Here is a 16,917-nt window from a genome sequence, read left to right as displayed (position 1 = left end):
TGCTGTTATCCTTCAGCCCTTAGTTCTATTTTCGCGCTCAATGCACGGACCTCTGGCGAGGCGGTGACCGTCTTTTCCGTCACAAAGCGTTCGTGGTTAAACGTGATTTGTGCGAGATCATAAAGGTAATTCACCATTGCACCACCAGATTGGGCGACACCGTTTTGCGATGTATCCGCCCCGGCGTGAACCGCATGTAAGGCTGCACCATTGCCCAGATGGAACCGCGCCACCGGATCAACGGGCATCCCGTCGGGGCGCTTTGCCTCAAGCAGGTAGTGCGCCGCCAATGCCCGCCGGTTGTCTTCTGTCGCGGCAGGCAGTTGTGATGTTGCCAGCCATTTGTTCAAACCCGGGATCGGCGAGAGCGTTACAAAGTTCTTTAACGTCGGAAGCTCACGCGACAGATCCGCCGCCACCTGTTTGATCAATGAACTGCCAAAAGAAATACCGGCCAGCCCCGCCTGACAGTTGGAAATGGAATAGAACACCGCCGTATCCGCCTCCTCCGGGTCAATCGCCTCGCGTTCGTCTGCCAGCAGGCCCTGAACCGAATTCGGTATGCCCTTGGTCAGGGCCACCTCGACGAAGATCAGCGGCTCCCCAGCCATCGCGGGATGGAAAAACCCGAAACAGCGCCGGTCTTGCGGCTGCAACCGGCGGCGCAGGTCGTCCCAGCTGTCGATGGCATGCACTGCCTCATAGGCGATGATTTTCTCAAGGATGTCCGCCGGACTGCACCAGTTGATCGGGTGCAGCACCAGAAAGCCCCGGTTGAACCATGAGGAGAACAGATGTTGGAAATCGACATCAAGCGGTTCGAGCGACGGGTTGTCCCGCAGCAATTCCAGCAAGTCCTGACGCATCTTTACCAGTCTTGCCGTGGCACCGGGCACCTGATTCAAGCGCCGGATCAGCTCTTGCCGTCTTGGCTCGCTTGCCGCGGCAAAGGCACGATAGCTTTGTTTGCTTGGTGCTTCGCGATAGGACTTCAAAGTCTTGATCACCGCCTCGGCGTCAATCTCAAGCCCCTCTGTCATATAGGCGAAAAACGCGGGCTTTTCATCCGCCGGCATCAAGGCATAACGGTCAAGGATCAGCCGCGCTAAGGTGCCCCCCGACACCTCGCTTCTACTCCCCAAAAGATCACGGGCCAGCGCCGGCGTATCGCGCCCTGCCGCATCTTCGGACAGTGCCCCGCGATGACGCTTTTCAAATACGGTTGAGATCAACCCGCCAAAGAAACTCACAATGCGGCCCCCATCACAGCGTCCGGCAACCATGTGGCAAGGCCGGGAAACAGGCACAACAGGACAATTGCCAGAACCATGCACCCGACAAAGGGCAAGGAACCGGTCAGGATCGTTTTCAGCGAAATGTCCGGCGCGATGCCGTTAATGACGTAAAGGTTCAGGCCAACCGGCGGCGAGATCAGGCCAATTTCCATATTGATCGTCAATACGACCGCAAACCAGATCGGATCAAACCCGGCGGTGGTGATGATCGGCAACAAGATCGGTGCCGCCATCAGGATCACCGCAACGGGCGGCAGAAAGAACCCAGCAATCAGCAAAAATACATTCACCGCCGCCATCAGTATCCAAGGATTCACATCCAGCGTGCCGATCCAGTTTGCAATGGATTGCGTGATATAGAGGCTGGACAGCATATAAGAAAACACACCCGCAGCCGCGATGATGAACAGGATCATCACGCTTTCTTTGGTACTGTCGCGCAGGACCACCCACAGGTCACGCGGGTTCCACAGTTTGTAAATCACCATCGCGATGATCAGGCACAACAGCGCGCCCACAGCTGCGGTCTCGCTGGGCGTGGCGACACCGCCGTACATCGCATAAAGCACACCGATGATGATCAGCAAAAACGGCAGCACCCGCGGCAGGATTTCGAATTTCTCTTTCCATGTATAGCTGGCTGAGTTCAGCAGCTTCTGATCGCCAGACCGCCATGTGGCATAAAGCGACCACGCCATGAACAAGGTCACCAACATCAGCCCCGGTATGACACCCGCAAGGAACAGCCGCCCGATCGAGGTTTCGGTTGCAATGCCGTAAACGATCATCGTCACCGAGGGCGGTATGAGGATGCCAAGCGTACCACCCGCTGCGATAGACCCCGCTGCCACGCCATCAGGGTAACCGCGCTTGCGCATCTCGGGGATGCCCATCTTGCCAATCGCCGCACAGGTGGCCGGGCTGGAGCCGGACATGGCAGCAAACAGCGCACATGCCCCGAGGTTGGAGATAACAAGCCCGCCGGGCACCCGCGTCAACCAGCGCTCAAGAGCTTCGTACAGGTCCGCACCGGCACGGGTCGAGGCGATGGAAGAACCCATGATGATAAACATCGGGATCGAAAGGAGGGCAAAATTATCCAGCTTGCCAAACAGGATTTCCGGCAGCAGCTCAAGCGAGCGCATCCCGTCGAAGATCATCAGAAAACCCGTAGAGACGATCAACAGGCCAAGGGCCACCGACACGCCGGAAAACAGCACAAGAATAGTGGCGAGGGCGACAATACCGCCAAGCGTAAGCGGATCCATTATGTATCCTCCAGACCAAAGGGCGCGTCGATTTTCAAAATCACCGCCACCAAATCTGCAATCAGTTGTAACAGAAACAGACCAAAGCCCACAGGCATCGCCAAATAGGGGATCCACAGACGCACCCCCCAAACCGTATCCGATTTCCAATTCCGCTCAAACGTCACGTGCCAGAATTCAAATCCGTACCAAAGCATAATAGCGACCATGGCAATCGACAAAGACAGGGTGCCCAGCGCCATCGCAAAACGCGCCCGCTTGCCCAGCATCAGCGGGATCAGATCCACATTCACATGACCGCGCAACCGCTGCACATAAGGCAGCCCGATCAGCGTGGCACCAATGGCCAGATAAATCACCGCTTCGGTTTGCCAGACGGTCGATCCGTTCAGCACAAAGCGCACAAAGATCATCTGACAAGTGATCGCCACCGCCGCCACGATCATCGCGGCAGAACACCATCCGGCAACCGTAGAAAGGGCAGCCACAAAACGCAGAAACAGGTTGTTACCTGTATGCGCTGCAACAGCCGAGCTTGAGCCCGCCATAATCAATTCCTTGGAGGTTTGAGGAGCAAAGTTGGAAGGCCGCGCGCAACCCGGCGGCCTTCCGCATGTGGGTTACTCGACGGCCAGCGCCATATCGAGAAGCTTTTGACCGTCCGGCACATCGGCCACAAAGGCCTTGTAAGAGGTTTCCTGTGCCAAGGCACGCCAAGCATCAAAATCTTCGCTCGACATCTGTGCAATCTCGACACCGGCGTCGCGGAACACTTTTTCCGATGCCGCATCCTGTTTCTTGGCTTCTTCGAGATAGAAAGCCTCGGCCTTGGCCGACGCATCCAGCAGCGCCTTTTGCTGACCCGCGTTCAAACCGTCAAAGGTGGATTTATTCATCAACAAAGGCTGGTACATGAACCACAAAGCCACATCGCCCGCCGGGGTATAGCATTTGACCTGTTCGTAAATCCGATAGGACACAAAAGACGAAGACGATGTATTGGCTGCCGTCAAAACGCCGGTCTGCATGGCGTTATAGATTTCCGAAGAGGCCATAGACGCAATCGACGCCCCTGCCCCCGCCAGCATCTGCTCAAACGCCTTGCCTGCCGCGCGGGTTTGCAGCCCCTTCACATCTTCCGGTGCAGTGATGCACTTGTCCTTGCCAACAAAACCACCAGCCAGATAGCCGTGGACCAGCACCATCACGTCATCATCCGCCATCTTTTCCTCAAGTGCTTCCATGAAAGGCGAGGCACTGAGACGGGCGGCGTGATCGTGGTTCTTCACCATGCCCGGCATCAAAGTCAGGTTATAGGCGGGTTGCTGTCCGCCGGCATAACTGAGCGGCAGCACCGTCATATCCAACTGGCCGCGGCTGAGGGGGCGATATTGCTCGCGCGGCTTGAACAAAGACTTGGAACCGAAAATCTGAATATCCAGATCAACATCTGCCGCAGCAACTTCATCAGCGACGATTTGCGCGACCTGATGGCGCACATCCTTGTTGGACCATTGATGCGACAGGCGCAGCGTTTCTGACTGCGCAGCGGTGCCAAGCACCAGACAGGCCAATGCGGCGGCGGTTGTAAATAACTTTGAGTTCATAGCTCCCTCCCAGGATTTGTCCGGAGTTCAATGCTCCAATACGACTGGCAGTGGTTTTTCCACGTCTTGCATCCTAAGTCAAATTTATTGTATACAAAAATTCCACCCTCGCATTCCCCGCCCGCTCCCTGTAGAAAATCCACATGGATATCAGACGCGCAGACAAGATTGCAGAAACGCTGGAACAACTGGTCTTTTCCGGGGCCTACAGTGATGGTGACCGGCTTGACGAGCTGAAGCTGGCCGAGCAATTCAACGTCTCCCGCACCCCCATACGCGAAGCGCTACAGGTGCTTGTGTCTTCCGGCATGGCCGAGCAAATCCCGCGCCGTGGTGTTTTTGTGCGCCAACCCGGGCCGGTCGAATTGATGGAAATGTTCGAAACCATGGCCGAAATCGAAGCGGCCTGTGGCCGGCTGGCCGCCACGCGGATCACCGAAGACGGGCTGGCGCAGCTAGCCGAGGCCAATGTGAATTGCCAGCAAGCCGTCGCAAATCTGGATCACGATCTGTATTACGATGAAAACGAACGGTTTCATCAGATTATCTATCGCGGATCTGCAAACCGATACCTCGAAAAACAGACGCTACAATTGCAGAACCGGCTGAGGGCTTATCGCAAGATGCAGTTGCGGTTTCGCGGAAGGCTGGATCAATCCATGGCCGAGCATCTGGAAATTGTTGCGGCTCTGCAAAACGAAGATGCAGATCGTGCGGCCACCGCCCTAAGAGATCATGTTGCCGTTCAGGGCGAGAAGTTCCATCGCCTGATGGCCAGTCTGAAGAACTGACCGCTGGGTCTATGGCTTGTCGTGAAACTTGTTTCGATACAGTGGATTTTCCGCATCGTATCAGGGCGCGGTGTCAGCTCATCAGCATCCCCCATCAATCTGATATCGGATACAATCGGGAAATCGGTACAGAGCGAGCTTTCGATATTACAACGCCAAGGCCGGCTTTTCGCGTCCTTAACTCAATGATAACTTTCCCAAAACAGCTAGAGGAAAATAAGAAATGGGCATGCTAATTAATGGCAGGTGGGAAGGTGATGTGGATCGGTCAATGGTGTCTGGGACGTATCGACGCGAGCAGAGCGCACTTCCAACTTCGATTGATGCAAACCTTTTGCAAGATGACAGCACATCGAAAGGTCGGATTTTCCTCATTGCTTCGGCAAGTTGCCCTTGGTCACATGGTGCCGTCATCACACTCGTTCTTGCGGGTCTCAAGAATATTGTCGGAATACAGTGGGCTGGGGGGCCGCGCCGCGAAGGATATGGCCTTTTGCCAGGCGGGCCGCTCCCGAACCGCGCTGATTTTCAGCATGTTCACCAGTTCTACACGTCAACGGTTCCCGACTATACCGGTCGTTCAACGGTACCAATCCTCTGGGACGCAGTAAATCGCAAGGTTCTGTCGAACTCTTCTGCTGATATTATGGTCGCATTTGATCGGGTAAGCTCACAGATCAACCTGCGACCGAAGGCGTTGGAAAGTGATATCGACCAGCTAATTCACTATATCTTTGACGGGTTATCGAACGCCGTCTATCGCGCAGGCAAGTCGCAGCGACAAGACGAGTACGATGAGGCCGTTGACGCTGTTTTCCGCACACTTGATGCGCTGGAAGACAGGTTGAGCGATCGGACATTCCTTTTCGGAAACGATTTGACCATGGCCGACATTCGGTTGTTTGCGACTCTTGTTCGGTTCGACACCGTCTATGCGACGCATTTTCGCTGTACGCGGAAACGACTGTTGGACTATCCGCGATTATGGCGCTTTACGCGACGCATATTTCAAGTGCCCGGCATTCGAGAAACAGTTAATTTCGACGAAATCAGATATGGTTATTATGTCAACGATGGCGATCACAATCCAAACGGTATCATAGGCCAACAGCCAGATATTGACTGGGAAAGCCAAGAAGGCCTGTCTGAATAGATAGCACATGCTGCGCGAACGCCCTGCGGCCCATTCCGTGCTGGCAGCGAACGGACCTTCTGACGTTTCACAACACCCTGCGCGCACCGCTGACAGCGGGTTCGGACAACCCGTTCAACACGCTGACCCTTTTGCGTTCGCGCGCGGAAATTCCCTTGGGCGGATAGACCAGTTTGGTCGCCTCGACCATAAAGGCCCCGCCCCCCAGAATGGCCGGCATATGCCGGCCAACCCGCTCGAACAGGCCCGCCGACTTCATCCAGATGCGTTGATGGGTGGGAAACTGGAACAACGCCCCAAGCTGGCGTTCCGGCAGAAACTGGTGTTTCTTCAGCTGCGTGTCCAGCTGCCCCGGCGAATAGGGTTGGCCGAAACCGAACGGCGTCTTATCACGCCGCGCCCAGAGGCCGGCACGGTTCGGCACAATAAACAACGCCTTACCCCCCGGCCCCAGCACCCGCCAGCATTCCTCAAGCAGATCCGAAGGCCGTTCACAGGTTTCAAGCCCGTGTAACAAAACCAGTTTGTCCACATGCCCGGTTTCGATCGGCCACAGGGTCTCTTCCGTCAGAACCGCAGTGTTCGGCATCCCCGCCGGCCAGGGCATCACCCCCTGCGGGCCCGGCATCAAGGTAACCACCCTCTTGGCGTCCTTGAGATAAGGGCGCAGCAACGGTGCGGCAAACCCGAACCCCACAACCGTCTGCCCCTTGGCCTCGGGCCAAAGCTCCAGCATCCGGTCACGCAGACTTTTCTGTGCCGCACGCCCCAAAGCGTTGCGATAGTAGAAGTTGCGCAGATCTTGAACGTCGAGGTGCATTGCGAACCTGCCTTTGCGGTGTCACTTTGGTCAAATCATAGCAACAACAGAAAAATCCACCATGGCCTTTGACCTGATCACCATTCCCTGCCTCACCGATAACTATGCCTATCTGTTGCGCGATGGCGAAACTGGCGAAGTGGCGGTTATCGACGTGCCGGATGCCGCGCCGATTAAGGCCGAGCTGGAGGCGCGGGGATGGACGTTAAGTCAGGTCTGGCTGACACATCACCACTGGGATCACGTTGACGGGTTGGCCGATCTGCTCGCCAGCCATCCGGCGCAAGTTGTCGGGGCCAAAGCCGACGCACACCGGCTGCCCCCGTTGGATGTTGCTCTGAGTGAAGGCGACAAAGTGCAATTGGGCGCGCTTGAGGCCGAGATATTCGACGTCTCCGGCCATACCCTGAACCATATCGCATTTTATGTTCCCACCGCGCAGGTCTGTTTCACTGCCGACAGCCTGATGGCGCTTGGTTGTGGCCGGCTGTTTGAAGGCACGCCAGAGCAAATGTGGATATCTTTGCAAAAGCTGATGACCTTGCCGCCAGAAACAACTCTGTGTTCCGGCCACGAATATACCGCGTCCAACGCGAAATTCGCTCTGACGGTTGATCCGGAAAATCCCGCCCTTATATCAAGATCAGAAAAAATCACACGGACCCGCGCCAAGGGGCAACCCACGGTGCCGTCCTCCCTTGCAACCGAGCTTGAAACCAACCCCTTTTTGCGCCCCGCCGATCCGGGCATTCGTGCGCATTTGGGGATGCAAACCGCTTCTGATGCAGAAGTGTTCACAGAAATCCGCAGGCAGAAAGATGTTTTCTGACCGCCACAGACAAGACAAAAATTGCAAAATATCGTGATCAAAAGCCAGTTTTTTCAAGAAAATGCTTGAAGACGCGCCACGATCAACCAAACTCTAACACTAAGAGGCCATGGTCGGCACGGGAACCTGTCATACCACAGCATTCCCACCGGCCCACAGGATAAGGAGCACGCAGGTGCCTTCATTCTCAAATACACTTGAGCAGGCAATCCACTCAGCATTGGCACTGGCCAATGCAAGGCGTCACGAATTCGCAACGCTGGAACACCTCCTTTTATCGCTGATCGACGAACCCGACGCGGTGCAGGTGATGAAAGCCTGTTCTGTCGACATAAACGAGTTGCGCGAGACACTCGTCGAATTTGTCGACGATGATCTGAACAACCTTGTGACGGATGTGGATGGCTCTGAAGCAGTGCCGACCGCCGCCTTTCAGCGGGTCATCCAACGCGCGGCGATCCACGTACAGTCCTCCGGTCGTACTGAGGTAACCGGGGCGAATGTTCTGGTCGCGATCTTTGCCGAACGCGAAAGCAATGCCGCCTATTTCCTGCAAGAGCAAGAAATGACGCGCTATGATGCCGTGAATTACATCGCCCATGGTGTTGCCAAAGACCCCGCGTATGGCGAGGCCCGTCCGGTTGCCGGTGCCCCCGAACATGAGGAAGAAACCCAAGGGGTGACCGAAGGCGAGAAGAAAGAGACCGCGCTTGAGAAATACTGCGTCGATCTGAACGCCAAATCCCGCGAGGGCGACATCGACCCCCTGATTGGGCGGGACAACGAGGTCGAACGCTGCATTCAGGTACTGTGCCGCCGCCGCAAGAACAACCCGCTTTTGGTCGGCGATCCCGGTGTCGGGAAAACCGCCATTGCGGAAGGTCTGGCGCGCAAGATCGTTGCGGGTGAGACGCCCGAAGTGCTGGAAAACACAACCATATTCTCGCTCGACATGGGGGCGCTTCTGGCTGGTACCCGGTATCGCGGCGATTTTGAGGAACGCCTTAAAGCCGTGGTGACCGAGCTGGAAGATCACGACGATGCCGTGTTGTTCATCGACGAAATCCACACGGTGATCGGTGCCGGTGCCACCTCTGGCGGCGCAATGGACGCGTCGAACCTGCTCAAGCCTGCCCTGGCTGGTGGCAAGCTGCGCACCATGGGGTCGACCACCTATAAGGAATTCCGCCAACACTTTGAAAAAGACCGTGCCTTGGCACGCCGGTTCCAGAAAATCGACGTGAATGAACCCTCTGTCGAGGATGCCGTGAAAATCCTCAAAGGCCTCAAGCCCTATTTTGAGGATCACCATTCGGTCAAATACACCTCTGATGCGATCAAAACCTCGGTTGAGCTGGCGGCGCGGTATATCAACGATCGTAAACTGCCGGATTCTGCCATTGATGTCATCGACGAGGCCGGTGCCGCGCAGCATTTGGTTATCGCTTCCAAACGTCGCAAGACCATCGGCACCAAAGAGGTGGAAGCCGTTGTCGCCAACATCGCCCGCATTCCGCCAAAGTCGGTCAGCAAGGATGATGTGGTGGTTTTGAAGGACCTCGAAGCATCGTTGAAACGCGTGGTATTTGGCCAGGACGCCGCCATCGAAGCGCTGGCATCGGCAATCAAACTGGCGCGGGCCGGGCTACGGGAACCGGAAAAATCCATCGGTAACTACCTGTTTGCCGGGCCAACCGGTGTCGGGAAAACCGAAGTGGCCAAGCAACTGGCCGACACCTTGGGTGTTGAATTGCTGCGCTTTGACATGTCCGAATACATGGAGAAACACGCGGTTTCACGCCTGATCGGCGCCCCTCCCGGCTATGTCGGATTTGATCAGGGTGGCATGTTGACGGATGGCGTTGATCAGCACCCGCATTGTGTGCTGCTGCTTGACGAAATGGAAAAGGCCCATCCGGATGTCTACAACATTCTGTTGCAGGTGATGGACCACGGCAAGCTGACAGATCATAACGGGCGCACGGTGGATTTCCGCAATGTGGTGATCATTATGACGTCAAACGCCGGGGCTTCCGAGCAGGCAAAAGAGGCTGTCGGCTTTGGCCGCGAACGGCGCACCGGCGAGGATACAGCGGCGATTGAACGCACCTTTACGCCGGAATTCCGCAACCGTCTGGACGCCGTCATCTCCTTTGCGGCCCTGCCCAAAGAAGTGATCCTGCAAGTGGTCGAAAAATTCGTGCTGCAGCTGGAAGCACAGCTGATGGACCGCAACGTCACCTTTGAACTGTCCAAGAAGGCCGCCGAATGGCTGGCCGACAAAGGCTATGATGACAAGATGGGCGCACGTCCGCTGGGACGTGTGATTCAGGAACACATCAAAAAGCCGCTGGCCGAAGAGCTGCTGTTTGGCAAGCTTGCCAAAGGTGGCGTTGTGAAAGTCGGGGTCAAGAAAGACGAACTTGAACTGACGATCCTTGATCATGGAAAACGCCAGCTGTCAGGCAACAAACCACCATTGCTGACTGCGGAATGATAAGACGGGGCCTTTGGGCCCTGTCCCTCCCCTTTGCCGGCAGTGCTGCGGCAGAGGGGTTAAGCTTGCAATTCCCGGTGGACTGCACATTAGGCGACAGCTGCTATATTCAGCAATATATGGACCGTGATCCGGGTGACGCGTCTCGCGATTATCAATGTCTGGACCTGAGTTATGACGGGCACAAGGGCACCGATTTTGCCCTGCCTAACCGTGCACGAATGCGGGCCGGCGTTGACGTTCTGGCCGCCGCAGACGGTCAGGTACGGGGGCGGCGCAACCAGATGCCCGATACCGGATACACCGACGAAACGGCGGCCAGCGTGAAGGGCAAAGAATGCGGCAACGGCGTTGTTTTGGCGCATCCCGGTGGCTGGGAAACGCAATATTGCCATTTAAAACAGGGCAGCGTGAGCGTCGAAAAAGGCCAGATGGTCAAGGCGGGTGATGTTCTGGGGCAGATCGGCCTGTCTGGCCGTACCGAATTCCCGCATCTGCATCTCTCGGTGCGTAAGGACGGCAAACCTGTTGATCCCTTTGATCCGGACGGCACACTGACCTGCGCCAGCCCGGGGGACAGCACCCTTTGGGCCGAGACGCCAACCTATCAACCGGGCGGTATTCTGGAAGTAGGGTTAAGAACCGCAATGCCGAAATACGAGGCTGTCAAGGACGGGCTTGCCCCCGTTCGCACCTTGCCCGTCACGGCACCCGCATTGTTTATCTACAGCTTTAGCTTCGGCACCCGAAAAGATGATGTCATCCGGCTGGAGATCAGCGGCCCGCAGGGGGTGGTCATCGCCGAAGATCGCACGTTGACCAGACGCAATGCCCAGACTTTTCGTGCCGTTGGCCAGCACCTGCGACGGCGCGAGACGTGGCCAGCGGGACCCTATGTTGCGCGGGCAACCTTGTTGCGGGGAGGGATCGTGATCAATAGCCGACAGGAACACGTCATCATCAAATGACTGCCCCCGTTACTTCTCGGTGAATTTCAACTCAATCCGACGGTTTTGCGCCCGGGCCGTTTCACTATTGCCCAATGCTACCGGCTGATACTGGCCAAACCCGTTCGCAGCCAAACGCCCAGGCGGGATGCCCAGAAAGTTGATCATATACTTCACAACCGACAGCGCCCGCGCCTGGCTCAGCTCCCAATTGTCCGCGAATTCTCCGAAACCGGACAAGGGTTGATTGTCTGTATGTCCATCAACGCGGATCACCCAGTCAATTTCTGAAGGGATATCATCGGCGACAGATCGAAGAATGCTGGCAACTTTTGCAATTTCGCCGCGCCCCTCATCAGACAACACAGCGCCCCCCGGTGGAAACAGGACCTCTGAGGAAAACACAAACCGATCCCCTTCGATGCGCACGCCTTCCTGCGCCCCCAGCACATCCCTGAGCCGGCCAAAGAACTCTGACCGATATTGTTCCAGATCCTTGGTTTCTGCTTTCAGGGCCGCGGCTTCGGCTTCTAGGCGGGCACGTTCGGCAGCTTCCAAATCAGCACGGCGGCTTTCTTCGGCTGCGACACGGGCCAGCGCTGTGTTCAGTTCATTTCCAAGGGACTGCAATTCCACGTCTTTTGCGATATCACGGGCCTTGGCATCATCCAGCAACGACTGAAGGTTTCCCAACTGCGTACGCAGGGCGGCAACCTGCTGGTTAAGCAACTCTGTCTGGCGTTGCGCGTCGGCACTTGTGGATTCCTCTTTTGAAAGGGCCGATCGGGCAGCGTCCAAAAGGGCGGCGCGGGCTTCGGCTTGGCTGGCTTGATCCTGCGCCTCTGTTTCCGCCGCGAGGCGGGCCGCGACGGCGGCGGCCAGACGGGCACGCAATGCCTCGCGGTCTGTGCCCAGCTCTGCTGCTACGGCTTCCTGCGCTGCGACCGCTGCGCGCAAGCTGTCCAGCTCCTGCTGCGCCGCTGTAAGCTCCTGTCGAACGGCCTCGCCCGAAGCTGTGGCCTGATCCGCCGCGGCCTTCTGTTGTCCCAGCTGACCACGTAAGTCCGCTACAGTGGTGCTTAGCCCGGCGACCTCATTCTCAAGTCGTGTAATTTCCGAATTGGCCTTCGTTAGATCGGTTTGTGCCCCTGCCGCTGCCTGTGCCTCTTGTTGTGCCGACTGCAACCGGATCAGCGTTTCGGCCAGTGTTTGATCCAGATCGCCCTGCGCCGCGCGCGCCGCCGCCAGCAGGGTCAATGTATCCTCGGCTTCCTGACGCTGCGCCTCCAGCGCAAGGGTCATCGCGGTCAATTCTGCATCCGCCTCAGCCAGTCGGGCGCGCAGGGCTTCGGCGGCTGCCGCTTCGGCCAGACGCCCGGCTTCTTCAGCGCTCAAAGCGTCGACACCGGCGGCAACCTGCGCTTGCAGATCGACGACCTGTGCCTGCGTTTCTCCGTTGCGGGCACGTAAATCAGCAACCAGTGCCTCAAGCGCTTCGCGACGGGCCGCAGCAAACCGTGCCGCCTCTGATTTGGCATCAATTTCGCTGCGCGCATTGGCCAACGCCAAATTCAGGGCTTCCTGATCGGTGATCAACTTTGCCTCGCGGGCCTGCAAATCGGACAGCACCGCCTGATCCCGTTCCCGATCGGCCAAAAGCCCGGCAACCTGGGCTTCGAAAGTCGTGATTTCACCGGCTGCCGCATCCAGCGCCCGGGCCTGTGTGTCGCGTTCCGCCGTCAGTGCCGCAATCAACGCCTCTTGCTGCGATGCCACGTCCTGTGCCGATTGCAACGACGCGTTCAGTGCCCCCAACCGCGCCTCAAGCTGGGCATTATCGCGTTCCTCAAGCCCCAACGCCCGCGCAAGGGCGGCAACCTCGCCTGACAGGGTATTCAACTCGTTTTCCTGCCCGGTGATCCGTTCCGTCAGGACAAACTGCACCACCATAAAAATGGTGAGAACAAACATCAGCACCAGCAACAAGCCGGTCATCGCATCGACAAACCCGGGCCAGATCGAGCTTTGAAAGCGCGCACCGGTGCGACGCGAAAGAGCCATCTATCGCTCTCCTCCACCCGGTTTGTCGGGCGCGCGTACCCGCCGCGGCGGCGTGCCGGATATCGCCCGGGCCAGCAGGGAGATATCCTGTCGCAACTCGGCCATGGTTTCCTGACGGCCCGCTGAAATCTCCTCAAGAATGCGCAACATCTGCACATCAATCGAGCGCAAACGCATCCGGCTTTCGGCGTCTATACCGTCGCTGCTATGCGCCTCCAGTGTGGTGATCAGCCGCTCCTGCCCGCCCGCGATCCGCTCAAGCGCGACGGCAGCGGCATCATCGCGTTGCATACGCTCGGTCATCCGGTCGACGGCATCGGCCAGCTTACCCAGCTTTTCATCAACAACAACGCGACCCGCTTCGGAATTGGCAAATAGTGATTGCAGCCCATCCATTTGGTTGACCATTTGCTCTGACAAATGATCCAACACGCCCGCCATCGCCGCCTGTTCGCCACTTGCATCTTCACCGGCGCTAAAGCCTACGCGGGTGATCGAGCTAAGCCAGTCTTCAAGTTCCTGATAGAACCTGTTTTGCCCGTGCCCCGCAAAAAGCTCTAGCAACCCCACAACCAAAGACCCCGCCAGCCCCAAAAGAGACGACCCAAAGGCAACGCCCATGCCGCCCAGCTGCGCTTCCAGCCCCGTCATCAGCTTACCAAAAACATCAACACCCCCCTCCCCTTCAGAGGGGGCGAGACTGCGGATTGTATCGACAACCGCCGGAACCGTCGTTGCAAGACCATAGAACGTTCCCAAGAGACCGAGAAAAATCAACATGTTAACGATGTAACGCGTGATCTCGCGGGCTTCGTCGATACGGGTGGAAACGGAATCCAGGATCGAGCGGGTCGAGGTTGCGGAAACCTGCATCCGTGCGCCACGTGTGCGCAGCAGTGACGCCAGCGGGGCCAGAAGTTGCGGAGCAACCGTGTCGGGGTCGGGCGCGTCAGAGGCAAAGTTCTCGATCCATCGAACCGATCCAATCAGTTGATATACCTGATAAAAACACGCCAGCACGCCGATAAAGAATACCAGAATGATCACCCCGTTCAGATAGGGGTTCGCCACAAAAATCGGATAAACCGAGGGCAATGCCAGAAAGGCCCCGAAGCCGGTCAGCCCCAGAACGATCAGCATCAATGATATCTGACGGAAGGGCTGGGAAAACTGTGGTCGCTCCGCGCGGTCTGCCTGCGCCATTAAGCCGTTTCTCCTGCCCCGGTATTACTGCTCTCTGGGTAGATTAGACAGAAAACGCACTAGTTTGCCAAGGCTTTATCCCGCGAGCGCTTTCACACGCGTATGCAGCCAGTTCAGGTCTGCATCTTCCAGTCCCACGGCACATAGGTGATCAGCCGTGTTATAGAGATATTCTGTGTTTGGCCCCCGCCCGCCGACGGCCATTGCGATGATCTGTGCCTGCTCTTCCAACGGCAAACCGCCGCAATACTGTTCGTGGTTTTCGTCAATGACATAGACAACGGCCGTCACAATGCGCCCATCTGCAAGGGTCACATCCAGCATCTTTTCCAGATAAGCCGCTGACACCAGTTCGCGTTCGCGCAGATAGGCCAGCGTTTCGTCTTCTTGTCCGTCCATCACCCGCAGGGCCATGCCAGAGCAGGCGGTTTGCGGTTGTTCATCCAGCGCCAGTACCAATCCGGGGTCTTCGAGCGTGCCACGATGGTGGATCGAGCGCATGCAAAAAGATCGCGCATAACCCGGCAGGCTGGCGATCACAGACTCTGCAACCTCAAACCCCGGATTCCACAAAAGTGATCCGTATCCGAATACCCATAATGCCATCGTGCTGGTCCTTCTTTGTCGGGGCCGGTAAACCGCATCTGAGGGTTAAGTTAAAGGGGTTTTGCAGGTGCGCAGGCTGGTTTGGACAATTGCGGTGCTTGCTGTGCTTTGGGGCATCTGGTGGCTGCTTGCCACAACTGCGCTGGAAACCGGTTTGAACAAATGGTTAGAGCAACGCCGCAGCGCGGGCTGGCAAGCGGATGTCAGCGCGGTACAGCTGGGCGGGTTTCCCGGGCGTTTTGATCTGGGGATGGACAAGCTCGCGCTGAAATCGCCCCGGACTGGACACGGATTTTCTGCGGATGCCCTGCGGATCACGGCCCTGTCGTATTGGCCCGGTAACCTTGCGGTGCATTTCCCACAAACAGCGGTCGACATTTCAACGCCGGATGTCGCGTTCGCGTTGACGGCCCCAGACGCGCGGGCGGCCCTGCGCCTGCATCCTTCACCTGCATTGCAACTGGATCACCTGAATGCCGTCAGCGGTCCTTGGCAACTGGACCTGCAACAGGGCAACCTATTGAATGCACAGGGTTTCGCGGGGGATTTGCGCCAGGGGGGCACCGCTGAAGTCTACCGCATTACATTGGACATTGCACAGCTGGTTCCGGGCGGGATGGTCCGTCGCGCCCTGTCCCTGCCGCTTGACTGGCCACTGACGTTTGACACCGCGGTTGCAGATGCCACCGTTACATTTGACGCACCGCTTGATCGCCACACGCTGAACCAGCCGGCACCATCCCCCCGTGAGATAGAGATTCAACGAATTGCGCTGAGCTGGGGACCGGTTAAGATAAATCTTGCCGGCCAAATCCAACTGGATGCATCGGGCACCCCGGAGGGTCAGCTTGACCTATTGATCGAGAACTGGCGCGCTGCCCTTGAACTGGCCGAGAACGCTGGTCTGCTTGGCGCGGACATGCGGCCACAGGCAGAGGTGATGTTGAACGCACTGGCCAATCTGGGCGGTGATCCGGCCCGGCTTGACCTCAAACTGCGGTTTGTTGAAGGCCGCGCATTCCTCGGGCCAATCCCGATCGGCCCTGCCCCGCGTCTGTTCCAGCGCTGACTATCTGCAATAGCTGCCCGAGCGATATCGGGCGGTGTCAAAGTGGAAGTGATCAAGGTGAAAGCGGTTCGCCTTGGGGCCCAGAACCGTGCCAAACGGCCCACAGGCCCCCTTGTGCATCCGCCGCAGCGCCTTGGAATAGCGCCGTGCCTTCCAGCCTTTCAACACGCTGACCTGAGTGCCGTCCGCCAGCCTAAAGCCGGAGATATCAATCGCGCGGCCCTTGCCATGCTCGGACAGCTTGGCACCCTTCTGGTTATTGCGGGTGCGGCAGGCGTAATGCGCCGCCACTCGGATGCTGCTCAACCCACCCCCTTTTTTCGACAAGGCCGGCTTGGCTGAATTTTCTATCCAGTGCTTGAGGGCACCCGCCGTTTTACAATCCATCACCGACTGTTGACTTAGGCCAATGCCAGAAACCGAACGCACCCTTACAGCGTTTTCAATGACACATCCGCGCAGCTTGCCGGTGACACGGCCCACCGTTTCGCCCTGAATTGCGGTGTCCCCACACAGGGCACCTTTGGCCAGTTGTTGCTTGCGGGCCCGTCCCTCTTTGGCTGCTTTCTTGCTGCGAAAAAGCGGACGCAGGGAGGAAAATATGCCACCACGCTGCTTGACTGCCTCTTGCTGCGCGCTTTGCGGCGGTTGGGAAATTGCGCCTGACGGCTCAAGTGTTACCGGCTGCTGGGCAACATTACCGCCGCGCAACACCGGCCTTAAAGAGGCCGCGGGATCCGCCGCAAATGCCAGCTGCGTAGAACCAAGCAT

Annotated in this window: 15 protein-coding genes; 6 read left to right on the top strand and 9 right to left on the bottom strand. The window is 57.5% G+C overall.

Features of this window, described 5'->3' with window-relative positions:
- Window positions 1-5: 5 nt before the first annotated feature.
- The 4 genes from HKX44_RS14440 to dctP form a co-directional block, all read right to left on the bottom strand.
- Window positions 6-1,250, bottom strand: a complete 1,245-nt coding sequence (locus HKX44_RS14440) for a malonyl-CoA decarboxylase (protein WP_276153723.1) — start codon at window positions 1,248-1,250, stop codon at window positions 6-8.
- Window positions 1,247-2,563, bottom strand: coding sequence for a TRAP transporter large permease (locus HKX44_RS14435; RefSeq protein WP_276152065.1), 1,317 nt, complete (start codon window positions 2,561-2,563; stop codon window positions 1,247-1,249). Before HKX44_RS14435 ends, HKX44_RS14440 begins: the two co-directional genes overlap by 4 nt.
- Window positions 2,563-3,111 (bottom strand): TRAP transporter small permease, encoded by a 549-nt coding sequence (locus tag HKX44_RS14430; protein WP_276152064.1) that lies wholly within the window; start codon window positions 3,109-3,111, stop codon window positions 2,563-2,565. The genes HKX44_RS14435 and HKX44_RS14430 overlap by 1 nt, the downstream gene beginning before the upstream one ends.
- 72 nt (window positions 3,112-3,183) lie before the next feature.
- The gene (gene dctP, locus HKX44_RS14425; protein ID WP_276152063.1) at window positions 3,184-4,170 is read right to left on the bottom strand and encodes a TRAP transporter substrate-binding protein DctP; all 987 of its coding nucleotides are present in this window, start codon (window positions 4,168-4,170) and stop codon (window positions 3,184-3,186) included.
- Window positions 4,171-4,313: 143 nt separating this feature from the next.
- On the opposite strand from dctP, the gene HKX44_RS14420 reads away from it, so the two are divergent.
- Both HKX44_RS14420 and HKX44_RS14415 read left to right on the top strand, forming a co-directional pair.
- Window positions 4,314-4,961 (top strand): GntR family transcriptional regulator, encoded by a 648-nt coding sequence (locus HKX44_RS14420; RefSeq protein WP_276152062.1) that lies wholly within the window; start codon window positions 4,314-4,316, stop codon window positions 4,959-4,961.
- 223 nt (window positions 4,962-5,184) lie between these two features.
- Window positions 5,185-6,114 (top strand): glutathione S-transferase C-terminal domain-containing protein, encoded by a 930-nt coding sequence (locus HKX44_RS14415; protein WP_276152061.1) that lies wholly within the window; start codon window positions 5,185-5,187, stop codon window positions 6,112-6,114.
- Between the two features lie 67 nt (window positions 6,115-6,181).
- Here HKX44_RS14415 and HKX44_RS14410 read toward each other — a convergent pair whose 3' ends face one another.
- Entirely contained in the window at window positions 6,182-6,934 is a 753-nt protein-coding gene (locus HKX44_RS14410; protein WP_276152060.1) for a class I SAM-dependent methyltransferase, read from the bottom strand.
- Window positions 6,935-6,995: 61 nt separating this feature from the next.
- Here HKX44_RS14410 and gloB point away from each other — a divergent pair, with 61 nt between their 5' ends.
- The 3 genes from gloB to HKX44_RS14395 all read left to right on the top strand — a co-directional run bounded on the left by gloB (window position 6,996) and on the right by HKX44_RS14395 (window position 11,228).
- Entirely contained in the window at window positions 6,996-7,763 is a 768-nt protein-coding gene (gene gloB / locus HKX44_RS14405; protein WP_276152059.1) for a hydroxyacylglutathione hydrolase, read from the top strand.
- Window positions 7,764-7,938: 175 nt separating this feature from the next.
- Window positions 7,939-10,260: an ATP-dependent Clp protease ATP-binding subunit ClpA gene (clpA, locus tag HKX44_RS14400; protein WP_276152058.1), complete on the top strand. Its 2,322-nt coding sequence runs from the start codon at window positions 7,939-7,941 to the stop codon at window positions 10,258-10,260.
- Complete coding sequence (locus HKX44_RS14395) at window positions 10,257-11,228, top strand: M23 family metallopeptidase (RefSeq protein ID WP_276152057.1); 972 nt, start codon at window positions 10,257-10,259, stop codon at window positions 11,226-11,228. Before clpA ends, HKX44_RS14395 begins: the two co-directional genes overlap by 4 nt.
- 9 nt (window positions 11,229-11,237) lie before the next feature.
- On the opposite strand, the gene HKX44_RS14390 is transcribed toward HKX44_RS14395, so the two are convergent.
- From HKX44_RS14390 to HKX44_RS14380, 3 genes are all read right to left on the bottom strand, one after another.
- Entirely contained in the window at window positions 11,238-13,268 is a 2,031-nt protein-coding gene (locus HKX44_RS14390; RefSeq protein WP_276152056.1) for a peptidoglycan -binding protein, read from the bottom strand.
- Window positions 13,269-14,471 (bottom strand): biopolymer transporter ExbB, encoded by a 1,203-nt coding sequence (locus HKX44_RS14385; RefSeq protein ID WP_276152055.1) that lies wholly within the window; start codon window positions 14,469-14,471, stop codon window positions 13,269-13,271.
- 75 nt (window positions 14,472-14,546) lie between these two features.
- A complete protein-coding gene (locus HKX44_RS14380) occupies window positions 14,547-15,077 on the bottom strand; it encodes a gamma-glutamylcyclotransferase (RefSeq protein ID WP_276152054.1) in 531 nt (176 codons plus the stop codon).
- A gap of 67 nt (window positions 15,078-15,144) precedes the next feature.
- Between HKX44_RS14380 and HKX44_RS14375 the strand changes: the two genes are divergently transcribed.
- Entirely contained in the window at window positions 15,145-16,146 is a 1,002-nt protein-coding gene (locus tag HKX44_RS14375; protein WP_276152053.1) for a DUF2125 domain-containing protein, read from the top strand.
- On the opposite strand, the gene HKX44_RS14370 is transcribed toward HKX44_RS14375, so the two are convergent.
- Window positions 16,147-16,917 carry an extensin family protein gene (locus tag HKX44_RS14370; protein WP_276153722.1) on the bottom strand — a complete coding sequence of 257 codons (771 nt, stop codon included), beginning with the start codon at window positions 16,915-16,917 and terminating at the stop codon, window positions 16,147-16,149. It abuts the gene before it with no gap.

This window comes from Sulfitobacter sp. M05, assembly GCF_029285175.1.
GTDB lineage: Bacteria > Pseudomonadota > Alphaproteobacteria > Rhodobacterales > Rhodobacteraceae > Sulfitobacter.
This window is presented reverse-complemented; position numbering and strand designations above follow the sequence as displayed.